The organism is Geomicrobium sp. JCM 19055 (assembly GCF_000698185.1).
Taxonomy (GTDB): Bacteria; Bacillota; Bacilli; order Bacillales; family Marinococcaceae; genus Geomicrobium_A; species Geomicrobium_A sediminis.
On the sequence record NZ_BAXL01000014.1, the window covers coordinates 21,184 to 41,954 of the forward strand.

General features: G+C 41.7%; 26 protein-coding genes and 3 pseudogenes. 9 read left to right on the forward strand and 20 right to left on the reverse strand.

Features of this window, described 5'->3' with window-relative positions; genetic code table 11:
* Positions 1 to 33: 33 nt before the first annotated feature.
* The 4 genes and pseudogenes from JCM19055_RS12930 to JCM19055_RS27420 all read right to left on the reverse strand — a co-directional run bounded on the left by JCM19055_RS12930 (position 34) and on the right by JCM19055_RS27420 (position 4,357).
* Positions 34 to 2,294, reverse strand: a pseudogene (locus JCM19055_RS12930) (DEAD/DEAH box helicase).
* A gap of 54 nt (positions 2,295 to 2,348) precedes the next feature.
* On the reverse strand, positions 2,349 to 3,497 hold the full coding sequence (locus tag JCM19055_RS12935; protein ID WP_052366305.1) for a chorismate-binding protein: 1,149 nt from the start codon (positions 3,495 to 3,497) through the stop codon (positions 2,349 to 2,351).
* Positions 3,498 to 3,501: 4 nt separating this feature from the next.
* On the reverse strand, positions 3,502 to 4,095 hold the full coding sequence (locus tag JCM19055_RS23960; RefSeq protein ID WP_081833680.1) for a chorismate-binding protein: 594 nt from the start codon (positions 4,093 to 4,095) through the stop codon (positions 3,502 to 3,504).
* A gap of 91 nt (positions 4,096 to 4,186) precedes the next feature.
* A complete protein-coding gene (locus tag JCM19055_RS27420; protein WP_193745426.1) occupies positions 4,187 to 4,357 on the reverse strand; it encodes a hypothetical protein in 171 nt (56 codons plus the stop codon).
* A 327-nt stretch (positions 4,358 to 4,684) separates the two neighbouring features.
* Here JCM19055_RS27420 and kynU point away from each other — a divergent pair, with 327 nt between their 5' ends.
* From kynU to JCM19055_RS12960, 6 genes and pseudogenes are all read left to right on the forward strand, one after another.
* Positions 4,685 to 5,959 carry a kynureninase gene (gene kynU / locus JCM19055_RS12940; RefSeq protein ID WP_042360023.1) on the forward strand — a complete coding sequence of 425 codons (1,275 nt, stop codon included), beginning with the start codon at positions 4,685 to 4,687 and terminating at the stop codon, positions 5,957 to 5,959.
* Positions 5,956 to 6,600, forward strand: a complete 645-nt coding sequence (kynB, locus tag JCM19055_RS12945) for an arylformamidase (protein ID WP_042360024.1) — start codon at positions 5,956 to 5,958, stop codon at positions 6,598 to 6,600. The genes kynU and kynB overlap by 4 nt, the downstream gene beginning before the upstream one ends.
* A pseudogene (gene kynA / locus JCM19055_RS12950) lies at positions 6,590 to 7,439 on the forward strand (tryptophan 2,3-dioxygenase). The gene kynB and the pseudogene kynA overlap by 11 nt, the downstream one beginning before the upstream one ends.
* A gap of 97 nt (positions 7,440 to 7,536) precedes the next feature.
* Positions 7,537 to 7,809: an MBL fold metallo-hydrolase gene (locus JCM19055_RS12955; RefSeq protein WP_042360025.1), complete on the forward strand. Its 273-nt coding sequence runs from the start codon at positions 7,537 to 7,539 to the stop codon at positions 7,807 to 7,809.
* Positions 7,796 to 7,942, forward strand: a complete 147-nt coding sequence (locus JCM19055_RS27425) for a hypothetical protein (protein WP_193745427.1) — start codon at positions 7,796 to 7,798, stop codon at positions 7,940 to 7,942. Before JCM19055_RS12955 ends, JCM19055_RS27425 begins: the two co-directional genes overlap by 14 nt.
* Complete coding sequence (locus tag JCM19055_RS12960; protein WP_152549877.1) at positions 7,896 to 8,483, forward strand: MBL fold metallo-hydrolase; 588 nt, start codon at positions 7,896 to 7,898, stop codon at positions 8,481 to 8,483. Before JCM19055_RS27425 ends, JCM19055_RS12960 begins: the two co-directional genes overlap by 47 nt.
* Here the strand turns inward: JCM19055_RS12960 and JCM19055_RS31845 are convergent.
* Genes JCM19055_RS31845 through JCM19055_RS31855 form a run of 3 tightly spaced genes read right to left on the reverse strand, consistent with a single transcriptional unit; the run spans position 8,446 to position 10,256 of the window.
* Positions 8,446 to 8,754: an HRDC domain-containing protein gene (locus JCM19055_RS31845; RefSeq protein ID WP_370543130.1), complete on the reverse strand. Its 309-nt coding sequence runs from the start codon at positions 8,752 to 8,754 to the stop codon at positions 8,446 to 8,448. The genes JCM19055_RS12960 and JCM19055_RS31845 overlap by 38 nt on opposite strands.
* The gene (locus JCM19055_RS31850; RefSeq protein ID WP_370543131.1) at positions 8,696 to 9,196 is read right to left on the reverse strand and encodes an RQC domain-containing protein; all 501 of its coding nucleotides are present in this window, start codon (positions 9,194 to 9,196) and stop codon (positions 8,696 to 8,698) included. Before JCM19055_RS31850 ends, JCM19055_RS31845 begins: the two co-directional genes overlap by 59 nt.
* Positions 9,147 to 10,256, reverse strand: coding sequence for an ATP-dependent DNA helicase RecQ (locus JCM19055_RS31855; protein ID WP_370543132.1), 1,110 nt, complete (start codon positions 10,254 to 10,256; stop codon positions 9,147 to 9,149). Before JCM19055_RS31855 ends, JCM19055_RS31850 begins: the two co-directional genes overlap by 50 nt.
* 118 nt (positions 10,257 to 10,374) lie before the next feature.
* On the opposite strand from JCM19055_RS31855, the pseudogene JCM19055_RS23970 reads away from it, so the two are divergent.
* Positions 10,375 to 11,216 (forward strand): annotated as a pseudogene (locus JCM19055_RS23970) (SDR family oxidoreductase).
* A gap of 11 nt (positions 11,217 to 11,227) precedes the next feature.
* Here JCM19055_RS23970 and JCM19055_RS29695 read toward each other — a convergent pair.
* From JCM19055_RS29695 to JCM19055_RS12995, 5 genes are all read right to left on the reverse strand, one after another.
* The gene (locus JCM19055_RS29695; RefSeq protein WP_265182131.1) at positions 11,228 to 11,362 is read right to left on the reverse strand and encodes a hypothetical protein; all 135 of its coding nucleotides are present in this window, start codon (positions 11,360 to 11,362) and stop codon (positions 11,228 to 11,230) included.
* 32 nt (positions 11,363 to 11,394) lie between these two features.
* Positions 11,395 to 11,676, reverse strand: coding sequence for a hypothetical protein (locus tag JCM19055_RS12975; RefSeq protein ID WP_042360026.1), 282 nt, complete (start codon positions 11,674 to 11,676; stop codon positions 11,395 to 11,397).
* Positions 11,677 to 11,709: 33 nt separating this feature from the next.
* Entirely contained in the window at positions 11,710 to 12,036 is a 327-nt protein-coding gene (locus JCM19055_RS12980; protein WP_042360027.1) for a hypothetical protein, read from the reverse strand.
* Between the two features lie 384 nt (positions 12,037 to 12,420).
* A complete protein-coding gene (locus JCM19055_RS12990; protein ID WP_052366310.1) occupies positions 12,421 to 12,687 on the reverse strand; it encodes a hypothetical protein in 267 nt (88 codons plus the stop codon).
* 115 nt (positions 12,688 to 12,802) lie between these two features.
* On the reverse strand, positions 12,803 to 13,315 hold the full coding sequence (locus JCM19055_RS12995; protein WP_042360029.1) for a hypothetical protein: 513 nt from the start codon (positions 13,313 to 13,315) through the stop codon (positions 12,803 to 12,805).
* Positions 13,316 to 13,450: 135 nt separating this feature from the next.
* Between JCM19055_RS12995 and JCM19055_RS13000 the strand changes: the two genes are divergently transcribed.
* Both JCM19055_RS13000 and JCM19055_RS13005 read left to right on the forward strand, forming a co-directional pair.
* Complete coding sequence (locus JCM19055_RS13000) at positions 13,451 to 13,972, forward strand: TetR/AcrR family transcriptional regulator (RefSeq protein WP_042360030.1); 522 nt, start codon at positions 13,451 to 13,453, stop codon at positions 13,970 to 13,972.
* A gap of 79 nt (positions 13,973 to 14,051) precedes the next feature.
* Positions 14,052 to 15,152: an MFS transporter gene (locus tag JCM19055_RS13005; RefSeq protein ID WP_265182132.1), complete on the forward strand. Its 1,101-nt coding sequence runs from the start codon at positions 14,052 to 14,054 to the stop codon at positions 15,150 to 15,152.
* 74 nt (positions 15,153 to 15,226) lie between these two features.
* On the opposite strand, the gene JCM19055_RS13010 is transcribed toward JCM19055_RS13005, so the two are convergent.
* The 8 genes from JCM19055_RS13010 to JCM19055_RS13035 are packed head-to-tail and all read right to left on the reverse strand — an operon-like array spanning position 15,227 to position 20,770.
* Complete coding sequence (locus JCM19055_RS13010) at positions 15,227 to 16,393, reverse strand: UxaA family hydrolase (protein ID WP_042360031.1); 1,167 nt, start codon at positions 16,391 to 16,393, stop codon at positions 15,227 to 15,229.
* Entirely contained in the window at positions 16,359 to 16,676 is a 318-nt protein-coding gene (locus JCM19055_RS13015) for a UxaA family hydrolase (RefSeq protein ID WP_042360032.1), read from the reverse strand. Before JCM19055_RS13015 ends, JCM19055_RS13010 begins: the two co-directional genes overlap by 35 nt.
* A 5-nt stretch (positions 16,677 to 16,681) precedes the next feature.
* The gene (gene gucD / locus JCM19055_RS13020; RefSeq protein ID WP_042360033.1) at positions 16,682 to 18,088 is read right to left on the reverse strand and encodes an alpha-ketoglutaric semialdehyde dehydrogenase GucD; all 1,407 of its coding nucleotides are present in this window, start codon (positions 18,086 to 18,088) and stop codon (positions 16,682 to 16,684) included.
* A 1-nt stretch (position 18,089) separates the two neighbouring features.
* Positions 18,090 to 18,974, reverse strand: coding sequence for a fumarylacetoacetate hydrolase family protein (locus JCM19055_RS13025; protein WP_042360034.1), 885 nt, complete (start codon positions 18,972 to 18,974; stop codon positions 18,090 to 18,092).
* A gap of 6 nt (positions 18,975 to 18,980) precedes the next feature.
* Positions 18,981 to 19,748: a TRAP transporter large permease subunit gene (locus tag JCM19055_RS29700; RefSeq protein WP_370543146.1), complete on the reverse strand. Its 768-nt coding sequence runs from the start codon at positions 19,746 to 19,748 to the stop codon at positions 18,981 to 18,983.
* Entirely contained in the window at positions 19,676 to 20,143 is a 468-nt protein-coding gene (locus JCM19055_RS29705) for a TRAP transporter large permease subunit (RefSeq protein ID WP_265182133.1), read from the reverse strand. Before JCM19055_RS29705 ends, JCM19055_RS29700 begins: the two co-directional genes overlap by 73 nt.
* Positions 20,140 to 20,280, reverse strand: a complete 141-nt coding sequence (locus JCM19055_RS29710) for a hypothetical protein (protein ID WP_265182134.1) — start codon at positions 20,278 to 20,280, stop codon at positions 20,140 to 20,142. Before JCM19055_RS29710 ends, JCM19055_RS29705 begins: the two co-directional genes overlap by 4 nt.
* Positions 20,258 to 20,770, reverse strand: coding sequence for a TRAP transporter small permease (locus JCM19055_RS13035; protein WP_042360035.1), 513 nt, complete (start codon positions 20,768 to 20,770; stop codon positions 20,258 to 20,260). Before JCM19055_RS13035 ends, JCM19055_RS29710 begins: the two co-directional genes overlap by 23 nt.
* Position 20,771 lies beyond the last annotated feature (1 nt).

The following is a 20,771-nucleotide window of genomic DNA, read 5'->3' on the forward strand; positions in this document are numbered from 1 at the left end:
TCGTTTTAGTTTTTTTCTTAAAGTCCATCTCGATCACCGACCTAAAAGCGATTGTACCCATCGCATCACGTCTTGTTTTAAACCTTCTTCTGAACCTTCACCGATACAAGAAGGGCATCCATCTTCGCATGGACACTGCGCCATCATTTGCCGTGAACGCTCAAGCAGTTCGACTTTACGACCATAAAGTTTTTCGGCAAGCCCAATTCCACCAGGGTAATGATCATATAAGAAGATGGCAGATTTCTCTGAGTGGTCAGCCTTAATTTGCACAGCTGTGTGCAAGTCATTGCGATCACTCATCGTCATAACAGCACCGATATGGTGCATTAAATGACTAAGTGAAACGAGCATTTTCTCAAAGCGATTACGTCCGTAAACTAATAGATCTTCCTCTTCAAAGTCAAGCCACATTCCAGCTGTATGAAGTTCTTCTTGAGGCAAATGAATTGGACCTGATCCGATGTTTTCATATGTTGACAACTTCATTTTTTTTGAAGATTGACGGCATTATTGTGACTGCCACATCCCCAAACGAAGCGCTATACTTGTTCTCATCCGCTGTTTGGTCTGCTTCAATGACGAACAACTTCACGTTTAAGTTCGCGTCGGTAAAATATTCCACGTCGACAGCTTTAACGTAAGCTTTCTTCTCTTCCCAATCCAATTGTTCGACTTGAAACTGTTGCCCTTGATGTAAGTAAATCGCCTCTTCATGAAGTAACGTCATCGCACTAAACCGGTCCATTTCTCCAATTACTCTCGTCTTTGCGGTCTCAGATTGGTCAATAATTACGACGTTTTCTTGCGATGCTGAACGCAGGCTAATGTTGTGAGCAGGAAATGCTTGACTCATCCAATACCATTTGTCTTTTCGCAAATGAACGATTTGTTGATCTGAGAGATACCCCATTATGTCATTGATATCGATGCCACCAAACGTATCCGTCACTTTAAATGGCAATTCATAAGCTGCACATTTCGCGTGATCCATTAGGATCATCACATTGTTCGGTTCAATTCGAGCTTCTTCTGCTTCACTGCGAAGTACATAATCGGGGTCGTTCATCACATATTGATCCATCGGTGCAGAACCAGCGACTAAAATAACGAGCGATTCATCTTGTCTACGCCCTGCTCGTCCAGCTTGTTGCCATAAACTTGAGATGGAACCTGGATAGCCTGTTAATACACACACTTGTAATTGGCCAATGTCCATTCCTAGCTCAAGCGCATTTGTACTAATGACCCCTCGCACCTCTCCGCTTCGTAAGCCTTTTTCAATGGCACGTCGTTCACTTGGTAAATAGCCGCCTCGATATGCTCGAATTGAAGCTGGACCATACTCCTTGTTCATCATTGACTGCAAATCACTGTAGATCACTTCAACACGTACGCGACTCTTTGCAAAAACGATCAATTGCGCATTCGCTTCAAGCACTTGCCTAGCAATCGTTCGCACTTCTTTAGACGCGCTTTGACGAATATTTAATGATGGGTTTACAACAGGAGGATTGTAAAAAGCAAGATGCTTCTTCCCACTAGGCGCTCCATTATTATTGATGAGTGAAAAAGGTTGTTCCGTTAACTGTTCTGCCAGTTCTTTAGGGTTACGAATGGTTGCAGATGTGCAAATGAACTGTGGTTCACTTCCATAATAGCGAGCCAAGCGGACTAATCGCCGAATCACATTCGCAACATGGCTACCAAACACACCGCGATACATGTGCAATTCGTCGATGACGATGTATCGTAGCTTTTCAAACAGAGATACCCACTTCGTATGATGAGGCAAAATTGAAGAATGCAACATATCCGGATTTGTCATGACAACGTGGCCTGCTTGTCGAATTTTTTTGCCGAATGGCAGGGGCAGTATCCCCATCATACGTGTAGCTATTTACATCTAATCCTGATGCTTCAATCCATTCTGCCAGTTCACTTTTTTGGTCTTGGGCTAAAGCTTTTGTTGGAAATAAATAAAGCGCTCTTGCGTCCGGTTCTTGTGCGATCGTTTGTAAGACCGGCAAGTTATAACAGAGCGTTTTACCAGATGCAGTTGGTGTTACCGTAACAATGTTCTCTCCTTGAAACACATTATCGTAAGCGGAACGTTGGTGTGTATAAAGCTGATCAATTCCACGCTTAACAAACACATCCCGTAAGCGTCGATCAAGGGATGTGGGCATTGCAGCATAATGTGCTTTTCGTTCTGGAAGTGTATGCCAATGAGCAATGTGCTCGTTTTGTCTTAAATCATGAATAAATTGTTGGAGGTTCGGTTTATCAAACATCTGACGACGCCCCCTTTCATGCAAAGTATATCATATAAGAACGTACGTTTGATCTTAATCCGCAAATTGTACATGAACCCATTCTCGCACGCTGTTAATCAACCAAATGCGATCTGCACGTTTCACATCTTCTTTCGTTAGAATTTGCTCTGTAATCGCGCCTTCACAGAGTAGATTCTCTCGAAAAACTCCTGGTAAAAGACCTGATTCAACTGGGGGTGTGAGCAAAATCCCATCACGTTCAATGACCAGATTACCGATAGTAAATTCAGTAACCTCATCTCTTTCATTAAAAAGAAGCACATCAAACACGTCTGGATGTTCATTTTTATGCTGCTCGTAAAGCCCTCTCGCTGTCGTCTTTATTTTTAAAAATGGGTTGGTAGAGTCGACTGGATGTGAGGCAAACTGCACCAATTGTGGTTGTGTCATCGGTTCAATCCGTTGCGACGTCACTGTGAGTGCTGAGCCTAACACAACTCGGAGCTTATACAGCGACTCACCTGACAGTATTTCGATTTCTTTAGTGATTTGGTAGCGGATGTTGTTTTCATCGAAGGCTATACCGAGTTTCATTGCTGAATCATGTAGCCTTCGTATGTGAAGATCCATATGCTTCGTCTGCCCATTTCGTACACCGATACTTTCTAAAAGCTCCACATTTGAACGGTGATCAGTAACAATTTTTGCTTTTAGCAACGCTTCTTCATATTCACCAGCTGTCGTTGAGTCCCACGTCACCCCGCCACCAATTCCGTACGTAATGTGGTCATCATTAACGGTCGCAGTTCGAATCGCCACGTTAAAGCATGCATCACCTGTTGGAGAAAAGTAACCGATTGATCCGCAATAAATCCCGCGAGTAGATGATTCTAACTGAGCGATAATTTTCATCGTTTCTTTCTTCGGAGCACCAGTAATCGACCCACAAGGAAACAGAGATCGTAACACTTTTGTTGCCGTTGTTTGATCATCGGTTTGTGCAGTAATTGTAGAAGTCATTTGCCATACAGTAGGATACGGTTCAACTGTAAACAGTTTATCAACAGAAACAGAGCCAATCTCTGCGATTTCACCTAGATCATTTCGCAGTAGATCTACGATCATGACATTTTCTGCTCGATCTTTTTCAGATGAGTGTAGCTGTTGCTTTAATTGATCATCTTCGTCTTTCGTCAATCCCCGACGAATTGTTCCTTTCATCGGCTTAGTCGTTAGTTTTGTGCCCTCTTTTTTTGAAGAATAGCTCTGGAGATAACGAGAGGATTTGTCGTTTACCATCATGAACGTACGCACTGTAAGGTGCTCGCTGTTTCGTTTTTAGCACTTCATAATAAGAATAAGCTGAACCAAGAAAACGACTACGTAACCGCATCGTGTAGTTCACTTGATACGTGTCACCTAGAGCAATATGATCTTTCACCTTCGCGATGGCTTGCGTATACGCCTCGCGCGAGTTTTCTTGTTCCCACCCCGTGACGTGATACGGTTCGTTTGTTGTTTCAGCCTGTGAGCTTGACTTCGGTTCATCATAAATACCAAACCAAATTAATGGATCTGATTCGTCACGCACAAAATCGTTAATTGGCAGTTCTTTACTTAAGTAAGCGCCGGCTTCATAGGTTATATATCCAGCGGCATAATAGCCGTTAGTCGTCCAGTTTTCGATTTCTTGTAGGCATGTCAAAACTTCAGTACCTTCTGTTGTTGACACGATTGCTACAGGGTTAGTAAATCGCATCGCTTGCTCATGTTCTTCGGTGAACTCTATTTTCACCATATGGTGCTGATCATTTATCACAGTACTTCATCCTTACTCCATGAATTCCTTGCTCCATTTTAAGCGATTTATCGTTTTACGTATAGAAAAAGACGCTTCGAAGTTCGAAGCGTCAGGAAGATTGCTTATGTTTTTCAACGATGGTGTAAGGTCGCTGGACATTCAGACGTTCATGAAACAACTTGTGAACCCCTTCGTCATCCATAGTTTCTAGAAATTTCTTTGGAACGCCGCACAAATCAGCCAACAGACAAATCATCTCTGACTTAGAAAACTTTGCCATGGTCTCGTCCCCCTAAAAATATACACCGCCTAATCTAATCATACGCATAAGACCAAAAAACATTCTACAAAATGTTAAATATTTTCTGAAATTAATTCCGTAATTTAACACGTATCCAATTCGGTACATCACCGAGATAATGCGTTAATGTTATGAACAGAAACCTTTTGCTCGTAATTGTAGTGATGTCAACACGTTAACTTACAAGGCTTTAGCTTAGATAAGATACTCTTTACTTCTCAAGTTCTGGTGTTTTTTTGCAATGTTCCCTAGCATTCCGTTTAAAATCATACTACGATAATAATATCAAGAAAGGATGAAGTAGTTATGACAGCATTCACGTTACAAGATGCGAAAAATCGCGATCATCAAGATTCTGTCGCATCAAAACGCGATTTGTTCTATATTGATGATTCTAAAGTATATATGGACGGAAATTCTCTAGGTCTGCTTTCTCGTCCTGCTGAACAAAAAGTATTAGAACTGTTAGAAAGTTGGAAAACCTATGCAATTGATGGGTGGACATCTGGAGATCATCCTTGGTTTTATTTAAGCGAGAAACTCGGTCGCGATACCGCCCCTTTAGTAGGTGCAAAACCTGAAGAAGTTATTGTTACCGGTTCAACAACGGTAAATTTACATCAACTCGTTGCGAGTTTCTTTCAACCTAAAAACAATCGTACTAAAATTCTGGCGGATCAGTTAAATTTCCCGAGTGACATTTACGCACTGCAAAGTCAGCTAAAGTTAAAAGGACTTGATCCTTCAACACACCTTGTTCAAGTAAACTCTAAAGATGGTCTGACACTGGCGACAGAAAACTTAATTCAAGCAATGACCGATGAGATTGCGCTGATCGTATTACCTTCTGTTCTCTACCGAAGTGGTCAAGTGCTTGATATGGAAGCTTTAACTGAAGCTGCGCATGAACGCGGAATCCTGATTGGATTTGATTTGTGCCATTCGATCGGTGCCACTGTGCATCAGCTTCACGATTGGGGCGTAGATTTTGCCTTTTGGTGTAACTACAAATATGTGAATGCCGGCCCAGGAAGTACTGGTGGATTGTTCGTTCATGAAAAGCATTTTGGAGCGAATCCTGGACTTGCGGGCTGGTTTGCATCGGATAAATCGAAGCAGTTTGATATGAATCATGAACCTGTCTTTGCCGAAGATGCAGGCGCTTTTCAAATCGGAACACCACACATTTTAAGTACAGCTCCATTGATCGCTAGCCTTGAAATGTTTAATGAAGTAGGCATCGCATCTCTTCGAGAACGATCTTTACGTATGACCGATTACTTTATGAACTTGATTGATCATAAATTGGCGAACGATCACTTCTCGATAAGTAACCCAAGGAATGCAAAGTCCCGAGGCGGCCACCTTTATCTTGAGCACGAAGAAGCCGTACGAATTGCAAAAGCATTAAAAGCTGAAGGAATCATTCCAGATTTACGTCCTCCAAATGGAATCCGTCTTGCTCCGGTACCGCTTTATAATACGTACGAAGATATTTTTATTACCGTGCAGCGGTTAAAAGAAATTATGAGCGAGCGTAAATATGAGCGCTTCAGCTCAACGAGGGAGGTCGTTTCTTGAAAATTATCGACATTAGTCAACCGTTTTCCAAAACACTCGCCCACTGGCCAGGTGACACTCCGTTTCGTTATGAAACGGTCTACACGAAAGCAGAAACCGGCTCCGTTAATATCGGAAAAATCGAAACGAGTCTCCATAGCGGAACGCACGTAGATGCCCCATTTCATGTCGATCATGAAGGGATGACAATCGATCAACTTCCCCTTGAACCTTTCATTGGCAATGCGGTGGTGATTGACGTTTCAAACGAGAAAACGATTCACCCTTCTGCTTTTGAGAACATCGATGCACGTCGAGTGTTACTAAAAACAAATACACCGAACAATCCTGAACACTTCCCTACTGCCGTTGCAACGCTAACAACAGAAGCCGTTCAGAAGCTCTCAAAGCAAGGAGTCAAGCTAATCGGCGTTGATGTCCCTTCCGTCGATGCATTGGATAGCAAAGATATGGCAATTCATCATGAGATCCATAAGCATGGAATGTTTATTTTAGAAAACATTATGTTGGATCATGTTCAGGCGGGGAACTATTTCCTTTCTGCATTACCATTACACTTGCATGGTGCCGATGGGTCACCTGTGCGAGCAGTGTTAATGCATGATAATCACGAAATCAAGGAGGAAACGCATGAATTTTAAAAAACATCCAAAGGCATTTGAAAACGAATCGTCCATTCATACAGACTTCAAAGAGAACATGACGTATAGTGATTATTTATCCCTCGATTCAATTTTATCGAGTCAACAACGTCTGTCTAATCACCATGACGAGATGCTGTTTATCGTTATTCATCAAGTCAGTGAATTATGGATGAAGTTGATTATTCATGAGCTAAAAGCCGCAACGACAGCAATCTCGAATGGTGAGTTATCTTCCGCATTTAAAATGCTCGCACGTGTTTCAAAGATTCAATCACAAATTATTCAAGGCTGGGACGTGTTAGCGACACTTACACCTTCTGAATACATTGAATTTCGTGATTCGCTTGGGAAGGCGTCAGGCTTCCAGTCTTATCAATACCGCTTAATTGAATTTGCACTCGGGTATAAAACGAAGCACAGTTTAGAGATTTATAAGCAGGACGAAGCGATTTATGAGCAACTACAAAAAGCGTTGTCTGCACCGAGCATTTATGATGCGTCGATTGCAGCGCTTCATAAGGCAGGCTTTTCGATTGACCAAGACGTTCTTGAACGGGATCTCACAAAGCCGTATGAAACCAATGAAAGTGTGAAACTTGCTTGGAAAAACGTCTATGAGAATGTTGATGAACATTGGGAGTTGTATGAGCTAGCAGAAAAACTCGTGGATATTGAAGACTGGTTCCAACAGTGGCGTTTTCGTCATATGAAGACAGTCGAACGCATTATCGGTTTTAAGCAAGGAACGGGAGGATCGTCTGGAGTTAGTTACTTAAAACGAGTCATTGACCATTATTTTTTTCCCAGAACTTTGGGCAATTCGCACATTATTGTGAGCAAATGGGGATTCTTCATTGGATCCCCTTTCCATTCGTCAGTATAATAGATGTAGAGATTAGATAGGGGGACACCGGAGATGGAACAATCAATACGTTGAAAATTGGATCAATTGAAGTCATACCAGGTGAAAACGGCAGCCGAGTGCCCTTTTCAACGACGGTTGCAGTGATCGATGATCAAAAGAGAGCAACACTTATCGATGCTGGAGCAGGAAAACGAGCATTCCAATACATAAATGAACAGTATGAAGTGGAAGACATTTTACTTACACACTTTCATATCGACCATACGTGGGGCATTCCATACTTTAAAGATGCGAATGTAAAAGTGAACTGGTTGGATCATAAAAAAAATGGTATCAATTGAAGAATTAATGAAAACGGGCGGTAATTATGCGATCTACGGGGCTTCAGGAATTGAAGCGATGATTGAAACGCCTGATGTAAAACGGTTTGAAAAAAATCATCGACCGTCAAAAGCACGTGTACCCTTACGATGAAACGTTCAACGTATCTGGTACACGAGTAGAAATGATTCACACACCAGGTCACTGTGAGAGCTTTTGCTGTCCTTACTTTCCTGATGAAGGGGTTATTGTTGTCGGGGACTATGACCTTACGTCATTTGGCCCTTGGTACAACAACGCCGACTCTAACATCGATGAAATGCTTGAATCGGCGGAGAAGACGCTTGCAGTCAATGCAGAGCATTTTATCACCCTTCATCATAAAGGGGTCTTTACGAGAAAAGAATACGAAGAGCAACTCGAAGCATACATGAACATCATTTTCAAACGCGAACAAAGGCTAAAACAACTCATTGATGACGGCGTGCCGACAACAAATATTCATTATCAAGAGCTGTTTTACCGTCGCAAGAACTTGGACCAAGCACCTTCACTCATTGGGTTTGAAAAAATCGGCATCGCAAAGCACCTAGAACGACTGCAAAACCTTTATCCAATCTATAAAGAGTACTATGAGCAATTTGTTCAAGAAGAGTTTAAAGCACCGGAGTTTGTTCATTACTCCCACCGTTAGCTTCAGCACGTAGTACATGCAGGAACGCTTCACCATATACGTCGTACTTGTGTTCACCGACACCTTTGACTTGAAGCATTTGTTGCTTCGTTTCAGGCTTATGAGAACTCATTTCTCGTAACGTTTGGTCTGAGAAGACCATGTAAGGCGCAACTTCATGTTCTTTCGCTAATTGCGTACGGATCTGGCGCAGTTGCTGGAACAACGGATCATCATTTGAAACGGTTCTTTCTGTAAGGACCGTTTCTTTTTTTAAGGATCTTTTCTTCACCTCGTAGAACCGCAGCCGATAAATCCGTTAATGCAACGACAGGAAACTGTCCATCCCCGCTTGATAAATAACGATGGGCAATTAAAAAGTCGATAAACGCAACCACATCTTTTTGCTTCTTATCTTTCATAATTCCGTACGTCGTAATTCGATCCAGCTTAAAGTCTCGGATTTTCTGATTTGCAGACCCCGTTAACACTTGGGCGACGACCGTTTTCCCGTAGCGTTCTCTCATTCGTCTCACACAAGAGAGTACCATTTGTCCGTCGCGAGTCACATCAACGACTTGTCGATCGTCTTTGCAATGCAAGCAGCGACCACATTCTGTCGCCTGTTCATCACCAAAGTAATCAAGAATATAACGCTCGAGACATTGCTCGGTGTGACAGTAATTAACCATCGATCTCAATTTCTGAAACTCTGCTTTTTTTACGTTCTTCACTGTATTGCGTTTGTTCAAGAAGGAATTGTTGTACTTGAATGTCTTGAGAGGAGAACAATAAAATGCACTCACTCATCTCACCATCTCGGCCTGCTCGTCCAGCTTCTTGGTAGTAAGCTTCCATCGTCCTTGGCATTTGCGCATGGATAATGTAACGGACGTTACTTTTGTTAATTCCCATACCAAAGGCATTTGTAGCGACAATTACACTTACTTCATCGTAAACGAAGTCTTCTTGATGACGCGCGCGTTCTTCACTCGACATCCCACCATGATAAATGCCAGCAGAGATGAATTTCTTTTGTAGCATGTTCTGAATGCGTTCAGCTTCCTTGCGGGTACTAGTATAAATAATTCCTGACTCTTCTTTGTTCTGCTTTATATAATCAACGATAAATCGATCGGTGTCTTGTCCTTTAAGAACAGAAAAAATAAGATTCTCACGAGCGAATCCCGTTTTTATTAAGCGCTCTGATGGAATGGACAGTAACTCACAAACGTCTTCAGCCACTTCAGGAGTCGCCGTCGCCGTCAAAGCAAGTACTACCGGTCGCTCTTCAAACCGATGAATAAACGTCGGAATGTCTAAGTAACTCGGTCTAAAATCATGTCCCCATTGCGAAAGACAATGGGCCTCGTCCACTGCAATCACATCGACTTTTGTATATTGAATCATCTGTTGGAATGTTGAACTAAGGAGACGTTCAGGTGCCACATAGAGTAATCGATACTCTCCTGCGTACAATCGTTGTATTCTTGCATTCGTCTCTTCATGAGAAAGCGTGCTGTTAATATATGTTGCGCGAATTCCATTTTCTTGGAGTTCATCGACTTGGTCTTTCATAAGAGAAATTAATGGAGAAATAACAATTGTAATTCCGTCATTCATCAATGACGGTAGCTGATAGCAAATGGATTTCCCGCCACCTGTAGGCATGATTCCCATAACATCTTGACCTTGTAACACATGAGTAAGAATCTTCTCTTGCCCAGGTCGGAACGTTTCGTAACCGAAGTAACTATGTAATAGTTGTCTTGCTTTTTCTAACATGAAGTTCATGCCTCCCAAAATGCTACTTCTTTCATCATAAGGTAGCCATCACGTAAATCGCAACCGTTGTTTCGAGAATGGACGAATAAGGGAATAGTTCGTTAGTGATTACAAAAGGAGGAGAATGATGCGAAGTCAAACAGTCATTGTCACTGGTGCCAATTCAGGCATCGGCAAAGCTACAGCAAAAGCGTTAGCGTCAAAAGAAGCAAACGTTGTACTTGCGTGTCGAAATGAACGAAGAGGCCACATTGCAAAACAAGAATTGCTAGCGCACGTTCCTTATGGCAACTTTACGGTGCTAAAATGCGATTTGAACGATTTAAACAACTTCATGAGTTTGTTGAAGAATTTAAGAAAAGATTTAATTCTCTTGATATCCTAATTAACAATGCTGGTGTTGTTACATTAAAGAATGAAGTAACTGCACAAGGATTCGAGAAAATGCTTGGCGTCAATCATCTTGGTCACTTTTATTTAACCGAGCAGTTGTTGCCACTTATACAACGTAGTCACCGCGGGCGAATAATTGTCTTGTCATCAGGGGCGTACAAATGGGGAGATTTCGATGAGAGTAATGTGAATTTAACCGAAGAATTCTCGATCGCCAAAGCTTATGGCAGGTCTAAATTAGCTAACCTTTGGTACGTTCACGCACTAAGTGAGCGACTGAAGCATTCCCACATAAACGTTATGGCGGTTCACCCTGGTGCAGTTAGTACCTCTCTCGGTGTGGATCGTAGCAGCGGATTTGGTGAAGGGATTCACCGGATGTTACGTCCATTTTTCCTGAGCGCAGAAAAAGGTGCAAGAACGAGTGTTTCCCTCGCATTGCGAGATGATGTCGTAAACGGTGGTTATTATTATAAAGGTAAGATTAAAGCGGTTGATGGCATTGCAAACGATCTTGAGCGAGCAAAGCATTTGGAACGTTGGAGTTACGAGGCGATTGAGCAAGCGTTAAGCTAAACCGGAATGGTTTAGCTTTTCTTCAGCGCTTTTATAAGTAAAACAATGAGCACAATAACTCCTAGAATGAGAGCAATTACGATCAAAAATGCAAACAATGAATATAGTATGGATCCCATTTCCATTCCTTCTGATAAAATCTCCATTCGAACACCCTTTAATACAAGTTATTATACGATCACGCATCTGCTTGATACTTTTGAAAGATGAGTGTGGCAAACAATGAGAGTAAACCGATTGTAAATAGAACAACGCCAACATTCGCTATGGAACGCACAAAGTTCTCCGTCACAAAGACATAGTCTGCGCTTGGGGCAGAACCACCCGCTTGAAATCGTAACCAATAATCACCTAAAAACGTGCCAAACCGTCCACTTTGAAAGATGATCACACTTCCGAAAACTACGAGTAAGCTTCCTCTAACAAAAACATACTGACAGAAATCCTTTTTCTTTTTCAAGAGATCACCACGAATTGTTTCAAGATAAAATCGTTAAAAACCAATGGCTTGCCGCTTAGAATGAGCAGGAAAATAAATATGCACATCCTGTTCGTTTTGATTTCGTACGACTTCCGAACTGAAATACTTTACCTTTCGGCATTCTTGACTATTCGTCAATTCATTACGCAAAACATAATAACTATCAAAATGTCCGTCTTCAACTTGGGTGATAATATCATCAACGATCTGTTCGAAATAGGTTACTTGATTGACGTGACGATAAACAAAAGCAAATAAATGCTCAAGATCGTGGAAATGGAAGCGGTCTTTACGAAACGTACTCGCTGTACGAAGTGCAAAGCGGATATTGCCCGCCAACTCACGATCTTAGATAATTCACAATTAACAGTCCCCAATAAATGTAAAGCATTTACGTTCATAGACCATCCCCTTTTTCGGTCCTCCTAGCACTATAGTTATTTTATCATGTATTTTTGGTTAATTGTAATTTTTTAAATAATTAATTTAATAAGAAGCTTATGCGTCACTAAGCGGTCTTTTTCTATTGCTACGTCGCTCTTTAATCTCCGTGTCTATGAGATGAATAAAGGAAGCCATTACAAATAAGAATCCAAGGTTTACGACTCTATGTAGCCAATAAGCGCCATTAAAAGAATCCATGACGACGTGGATGATGAAAGCCATACATACAAAGTACACTAGAATAGATTTCAACGAATCACCTCCATTTTTCATAATCGTTTACTTAGTATTCGTTGCGTACCATTTTTGAAACTTCGTTAATGGATAATACGTTTTACCATCAATAACGACTTTTGGAGCGGTTGGATTATCATTTAACAACTCATTCATTGCAGCTTCATTCATGTGAAAGTACCGATATAGATGGGCTCTCTCAATGAGTTCTTGTTGCTCACTAAACGATTTCTTACTTTTGAAACTTTTCCACCCACTCGCTATGATAAACACGAGCAACAATACGCTAACAATGACCCCGAATGCATTCACAAACACGTACCCCTTCACTATTAATTATCATAATCTAGGTTCACTTTATCACAATAAACCTTGTGGGGACAGTCCCCCACTGCTTTACTGTGTGAAAGTTTGATAGGGTTTTGACTTAGTCATACCCGCCTGTTGGTTCGGGTAAGTCTTGATATTCGCTTTTTGGATCAATCATGTCTAAGTGGATCATTTCAACAAATTCTGCCAGTTGTTCTTCTGGTTCCCCACACATTGCATGAATCCAATCTCTTTCAATGACTTCGCCATTTACCGTCATCGTTAAATGATTCTCGTCGTACGGCTCAACACATGTCGTTTTACAGGCGTAGCGAGCGGTGTTCAGCACATCAACGCTTCTCATTTGATTATAAATCATCTTCATTTCTTCGTTCGTTAATTGCAACTCTGTTGTCACGTCTCCGCCTTCGGCAAGGTCCTTCGTATACGTCCCTTCAAACGTATTGATTTCATTCGCCCCCGTAATGCCATACCACAATGAAAAATCAAAATCCTCTGGCATTTCTTCTGGTAATGTACTGATCGTCTCAGAAGTAATTTCGGGTATTTCTTTCTCATTGTTCGCACTACATGCAGATAAGAACAACAATACGATAAAACCAATTATCAAATGTCGAATCGCTCCTCACCACTCTTTCTATAAAACAGAGTCGTTCTTAAGCAACAAGCGTTACTTGCTGGTTGTGTTTTATAACGACATATGTTAAAAATATAATGATCGTTCTATTTATTAGGAGGCGATACGATGAGCAAGAAGAAACAAGACTTAGTCGATCACGCGGAGTCATTGTTTTATAACTACGGAATTCATGCGATTGGTCTAAAGCGAATCGTTACAGAAGCAAATGTTGCGTTAATGACGATGTACAATCACTTTGAATCAAAAGAAGATCTCGTTTTGGAAGTGTTAAAACAACGTGAAGAACGCTACTTCGATTTATTACGCTCTCACGTCAAAACGTCAGACAATCAAGCACTTTCCATAGCACAAGCACATAGTGAATGGTTGCAATCGTCACGTCAGAACGGTTGCATGTTTTTGCGAGCAAAAGAAGAGTATTCGGACCCAGCCCATCCAATTAACACGTATGTGGTCGCTCATAAAGAAGCGTTACTTGCTTTTGTCAAAAAAGAGAATTTCAATCATGAAGACGCCATGCGCCTCGTGCTATTACTCGAAGGTGCGACTTCTTTAGCAGAAGTCGTAGATGTCGATGAAGTCGCAACCCAACTTCAATCAATGGTAACAACTACAATCGGAGAGTAAGTTAACGACTCTTTACGTTAACTTACTCTTTTTACACCCACCAAATAGAATGATCGTTCTATATAGAGGAGTTTGCATAATGAAAATTATTTTACCTGGTATTGCGATGATTGCTGTCGTTTATGCCTTTGCTCGTTTTAGCTTTGGTTTGTTTTTGCCAAACATCACGTCTTCAATCGGAATTACTGAAAGTCAAGCGGGCATTGCGAGTTCAGCAGCATACGTTTCCTATACTCTCGCGCTCGTATTCTCTTCACCATTCATAAAGAAGTTCGGACAGCTACGAGTCATTCAACTCGCAGGGATGAGTGCAGTGGTTGGTTTACTAGGGATCGCGCTTTCCTATAACATATACGTATTACTCATGAGTACGTTTGTCGCAGGGGTCGGTAGTGGCCTTGCTTCACCTGCGTTTAGCCAAGTAGCGACGACGGCATTTACTGGCGCATTAAAAGATCGCGCGAATACATGGATTAATAGCGGTACGAGCTTCGGGCTAATCTTATCTGGTCCGGTTGCACTTTTATTTACAGAACAGTGGCGTTTTGCGTTTTTCCTGTTTGCAATCCTTGCTTTCACTGTACTACTTTGGAACACATCGAGCATTCCTGGAACAGCGACTACAAGTAAAGCTTCAACGCAGTCATTATTTCAATGGTCAACGCTGAATAAAGCGAGACACTTAATCATCGCATCGATCATTATCGGCTTAGGTACAGCAATTTATTGGACCTTTTCTCGTAGTTTCTTAATTGCCGATCATCAGATGACAAATAACGAGAGTATACTGTTTTGGATCACAATGGGCGCATTTGGAGTCGTTGGTGGGGTTGGAGGCATGTTTATTGAAAAACTCGGCCTTGCATTCATCTACCGACTCACGGTTCTAATATTGTCACTTTCAATCGCGATCTTAGCATTACCGTCAACGCTTGCGATCTATAGTTCAGCCATTGGTTTTGGCATTACGTACATTTTAATTACCGGCATTTTAGTTGTCTGGTCTACGCGGCTTTTTTTCAGTAGCTGCGGTTGGTGTAAGTCTTGCATTTCTCTCTCTTGGAATCGGGCAATCCATCGGTTCCGCAGTTGCAGGCGAATTGATTGTTCAATCGTCGTATGCGACGAGCTTTCTACTCTTTGCTTTCATCACATTTACTGGATTATTCGTACCGATTAGCCGGTCGCTTGCTACGCAACGTTAACGAAGAAATGAGCATCCCTTCTTAAAGGAGATGCTCATTTCATTTACGATTAAAAAGTCGGACCGATACGCCAAATTCCAAAATCATGTTGCTTGAAGATCTCCGCTTTCGTACGTTTTCCTGATGCAACGGTTGCAATTTCTTGCATCAGCCTCTCACCCGCTTCTTCGATTGTTTCTTTGCCTTCAATGATCGTTCCTGTATTCACATCCATGTTATCATTCATCGTTTCAAACATGGATGAATTTGTAGAAATTTTGATCACCGGTGCAATTGGCGAGCCCGTAGGTGTGCCTCTACCACTTGTAAATAATACAAGTTGCGCTCCTCCTGCCGTCATGCCAGTAAGTTGTTCTATATCATGCCCAGGTGTATCCATCCAAACTAAACCTTTCTCAGATGGACGTTCTGCGTAACTCACCAACTCATTAAGACGAGAAGACCCCGCTTTTGCAGCTGCTCCGAGTGACTTTTCTTCCAGAGTTGTGAGTCCTCCTTTTCGATTACCAGGACTCGGGTTACCTGTACGAATATCAACACCCATACTGAATGCTCGGTTTTCCATTGCTTCAATGACTTCATATACGCGTTTTGCGACATGATCATCTTTTGCACGTTCAGCAAGTAAATGCTCGGCACCAATTAACTCCGTCGTTTCTGCTAAGATCGACGTTCCTCCACTTTGTGCAATTCGATCACTCACATACCCAACTGCTGGATTAGCAGAAAGTCCGGAACATGCATCAGAGCCTCCACACTCTGTTCCGACAATTAAATCAGAAAAACGAATGGGCTCTCGCTCAATCATGGATGCATCTTGAACCATTCGTGTGGCGATCTTTGCCGCTTCAGCAGTTGCTTGTAACGTTCCACTATGATCTTGAATCGACACGAGTTCAACCGGTTTGTCTGTTCGTTTTGCAATCTCCTCGGCTACGCTTCGTCCTTGATGTGTTTCACAGCCAAGCCCCATCACAACAACACCATACACGTTCGGGTTCAGCCCCATACCTACATACGTTCGAAACGTTTGTTCATAGTCTACCCCTACTTGCGCACACCCGTGTTGGTGGACAACAGATACTGTACCATCTACGAGTTTTGTCACATTCATTGCCGCTTGAGTGGCGCATACAATCGTAGGCAAAATCAATACGTGATTGCGTATTCCAACTGTCCCATCAGTTCTTTTGTATCCGCTTAGTTTGTAATCCATCGTTTACATCTCCCCTTCCTCGTTTTCCATCAACGTTATGAACATGCACATGCTCACCTGCTTGAATGTCACATGAAGCGACTCCGATAATTTCTCCGTACTTTATAATATCTGTACCTTCTTTAATTTCGACGATCGCAAACTTATGTCCAAATTCAATACCATCTACAGAAAGAATCGTGACATCATCGAAACCATCAACTAAAACAGTGTCAGAAGCATTTAACGTAGTAATCGCTGTAGCGACGTTATCAATGGGTCTCATTATGACGTGTGTCCGCATCGTCTTCACCCTTTCACGAAAACCGTTTTCACAGATGTAAAAAATTCAATCGCAGCACGACCTTGTTCCCTCGAATGTGAACTCGAGTTTTTCATGCCTCCAAACGGGGCTTGTAGCTCAACGCCAGCGCTTTCAGCGTTGACTCGAATTAATCCCGCTTGCATATCGCTTGTGAACGTTAACATTTCTTGGATGTTTGTCGTAAAAATGGAAGCACTTAACCCATAAATTGAATCATTTGCGAGCTCAATTGCCTCTTTTATACCAGCTACGCGAAAGAGTGCTAAAACAGGTCCAAAAATCTCCTCTTGAGCAAGCGACATCGAATGATCGACAGTTTCAAAAACGGTCGGTTCAACAAAATAACCATCTAATGAAGAAACTCGGTTTCCACCTGTAAGTAATGTGGCACCTTCTTTTTTTCCTTTATCGATTGCTTCTAGTACGTTTTGAAATTGCGCTTTCGTTGCAAGTGGTCCCATCCATGTATTTGCTTTTAAGCCATCGCCTACGGTTATCTTTTCTACTGCATTAAGAAGCTTTTCTTTGAAATCATCATACACATCTTCTTCCACAATAACGCGACTTGTCGCTGTACATTTTTGACCGGTTGATTTGAGGCCACCGCTAATGGTTGCTTCAACAGCAACATCCAAATCTGCATTCTTCGTTACGATCACAGGGTTCTTGCCGCCCATCTCAAGCTGGTATTTTGCACCACGCTCAAGTGCTGAGTGACCGATCTGTTTTCCGACTAGATTCGAGCCTGTAAATGTAATGGCAGAAACATGAGGATGTTCGACAAGTGCTTTCCCAATTTCTGATCCTTGGCCAGTTGCAAGGTTTACGACACCTTCTGGAAATTGCGCCTCTTGAAAACAAGCGATGACTTTTTGTGCAGTAACAGAGGTCTCTTCGGCTGGTTTTAAGATCACTGTATTTCCATAGGCAAGTGCAGGAGCGATCTTCCAAAGTGGGATAGCAACTGGGAAGTTCCAAGGTGTGATTGCTCCGATCACACCGAGTGGACAACGGGTCGTATACATTACTGCATCCGCATCGGTTGACGGAATCACCTGACCGATCTCTCGCATTCCTTCACCAGCAAAGTAGCGTAAAATTGCGACACCACGTGCAGTTTCACCTTTTGCTTCTGCTAACGTTTTCCCCATTTCTTTTGTCATCGTAATGGAAATATCTTCTAATTGGAGTTGCAGTTGATCAGCCGCTCGATGCAAATACATTCCCCGCTCTGGTGAAGGCAACTTGGACCATCTAAGTTGAGCGCGCTTTGCACGTGCAACAATTTCCGCAATTTCTTCCAATGATTGGTCTTCTACGTGCCCAACAACTTCAGTTGGTCTCGCAGGGTTTATACTTTGGAACGTTGTTCTCGTTTTCATTTGTGTCATCTCAAACCAGCTCCTTGTTTGTTCGTTGATGGCTATTTACCTTGTTTGATAACGTTCCAATGTTCGTAATTTCAATGTCAATTTGATCCTCTTCTTGAAGTGTGAAATCATTATCCGGAACGACACATGTCCCCGTTAAAAGAACAGTAAAATCTTCAATTTCATTGTCTTGTAATAGGTAAGAAATCAGTTCTTCAGGTGTTCGTTTTAATTGTTTAAGACTTGCGGAATCATTGAATAATACGTTGCTATTGCGTGTGATTTGGCAATGAATAGTAAAGTCGCTAATATCAGTAATGCTATCTGCTAGAAGTAAGGTTGGTCCGATTGCACATGAACGTTTCCACACTTTTGCTTGCGGTAGATACAGTGGATTTTCTCCTTCTATGTCACGGCAACTCATATCGTTTCCAATCGTATAGCCAATCAGTGAACCTTCGCGATTCATAACGAGTCCAAGCTCCGGTTCTGGAATTTGCCACGTACTGTCTGTTCGCAATGCGACAGCTTCACCAGGACCAACCGTTCTAAGTGGCGTTGCCTTAAAGAAAATTTCTGGGCGCTTCGCGTCGTACACTTTATCGTAAAATGTTGTCTGATTCCCTACTTCACCTGTCGCTTCATAGTTACGCGCCTCACGACTGCGTTGATACGTAACACCCGCTGCCCAAACTTCTGAAAGCTCAAACGGAACGAGTAAATTTAATTGATCAAGTGCAACATGAACCTCTTCCCAACTTCGCATTTTATTACGAATCCAAGCAGATGAACCGCCACTCATGTCTAACAACTGACGCACCGTATCATAGGGTGCGATTTTAATCGCTTCACCATCTACAACGGCTACATGAACGATCTCTCTATCCCTAAAACGTATAATTCTCATTTTTTATCACTCCTTTTTTAAATTTAAGAAAGTAATTCTGGCAACCATAGTGAAATTGCTGGGATAAAAATGATAACGAGTGTTAGAACTATGAGTAGGACAAAACGGGATTACTTCCTTAATAAACACTTCAATTTTCACTTTCGTAATCGCTGCTGTTGTAAACATGATGGTTCCAATTGGAGGCGTAATCGTACCAATACTCAAACAAAGGATAAAGAATATTCCGAAATGAACAGGGTCAATTCCATACGTCTCAAGCATCGGTATAAAAATTGGCGTTAAGATGATGAGCATTACGTTTCCTTCAATGAACATCCCTACTATAAGTAAAAAGACAAAGATAATAAGTAAAAACAAAATCGGGTGATTAATTAGTCCAGTAATGGTTGATGTTAGCGCTTGAGGCACTTGTTCTAACGTCAAAATCCAGCCGAATGCGGTCCCTGCAGCGATAATAATCATGACTGTAGCAATGATTTGTATCGATTCTTTTAACGCGAGCCATAAATCTTTGAAGGTCATTTCACGATATATAAAAAAGCCTATAATTAATGCGTACACAACAGCTATTGCTCCCGCCTCAGTTGGACTGAAAGCGCCTAAACGAATACCGCCAATAATTATAATTGGCAAAAGCAAAGCGAGCAGTGCATCTTTAGAAGCAACTAGTACATCTGTACCCTTTGGTCGCTCTTCCTTTACTTGCTCAAACCCACGCTTTTTTTTGCAGCAAAGTGTACATAAATTAATAGAAAGACTGCGAGTAATAATCCTGGAATAATCCCCGCAATAAACAAATCACCAATTGAGACATTACCAACATATCCATACAGGATTAAGGCAATTCCTGGTGGTAAAATCGGAGTAATTAATGAACTTGTCGCTGTTAATGCTGCAGAAAATCCTGGGGCATAACCCTTTTTCACCATTTCAGGAACGAGGATTTTGGATTGCATAGCAGCGTCAGCAACATTGGATCCAGATAAGCCACCAGTTAATACACTCATAGTGACGTTGACTTTCGCGAGTCCACCAGTAAGATGGCCCGTAACAAGTTTTGCAAAGGTTAACATTCGGCGTGTGATGCCTGTATAATTCATAAGGACGCCCGCGGTAATAAAGAACACAATACCTAGCAATGGAAATGACTCAACCCCACTAATCATTCGTTGGTTAATGTTTCATTCATAAAACTGTCGTTCGTTAAAAAGTAAAGTAGTGAACCTCCGAGCATCGCATACGCTACGGGTACATTTAATACAATCAACAAAAGAATGAGACTAACGATGAGAAGAATCGTCATCTTGGACAGCCCCTTCCTCTTGCACAAACCAAGATTTATCACGTTTTATAGCGACCTTGAATAGGTGATACAGCGCGAGCACACCACCTAATGGAATGGCTACATAAATGAACTTAAAATCAATGCCGAGTACAGGCGTTACTTTCCAATGCGTATTAATCATTAGTAAAAATCCCCAATAGATAAACACTACAGACGTCACTAAAGTAAGAACAAACCAACGAATCCACTGAATAAAGTGAAACCATTTCTTTGGCAACTTTCTAATAAAATAATCAATGCCTACATGTTCATTTCGCTTCATGACTGCACTGATGCCGATAAACGTGAGCCACACGAACAACGCAAGTGAAATCTCTTCGCTCCAGGTTAACGGTTGAGATAATACAAAACGAAAGAAGACATTAGAAGCAATAATAACGATGATTAAACTTAGAGCAACGGATGCGATGACATCATCTACCTTTTCAAACATGCTTCTTATCTTCATT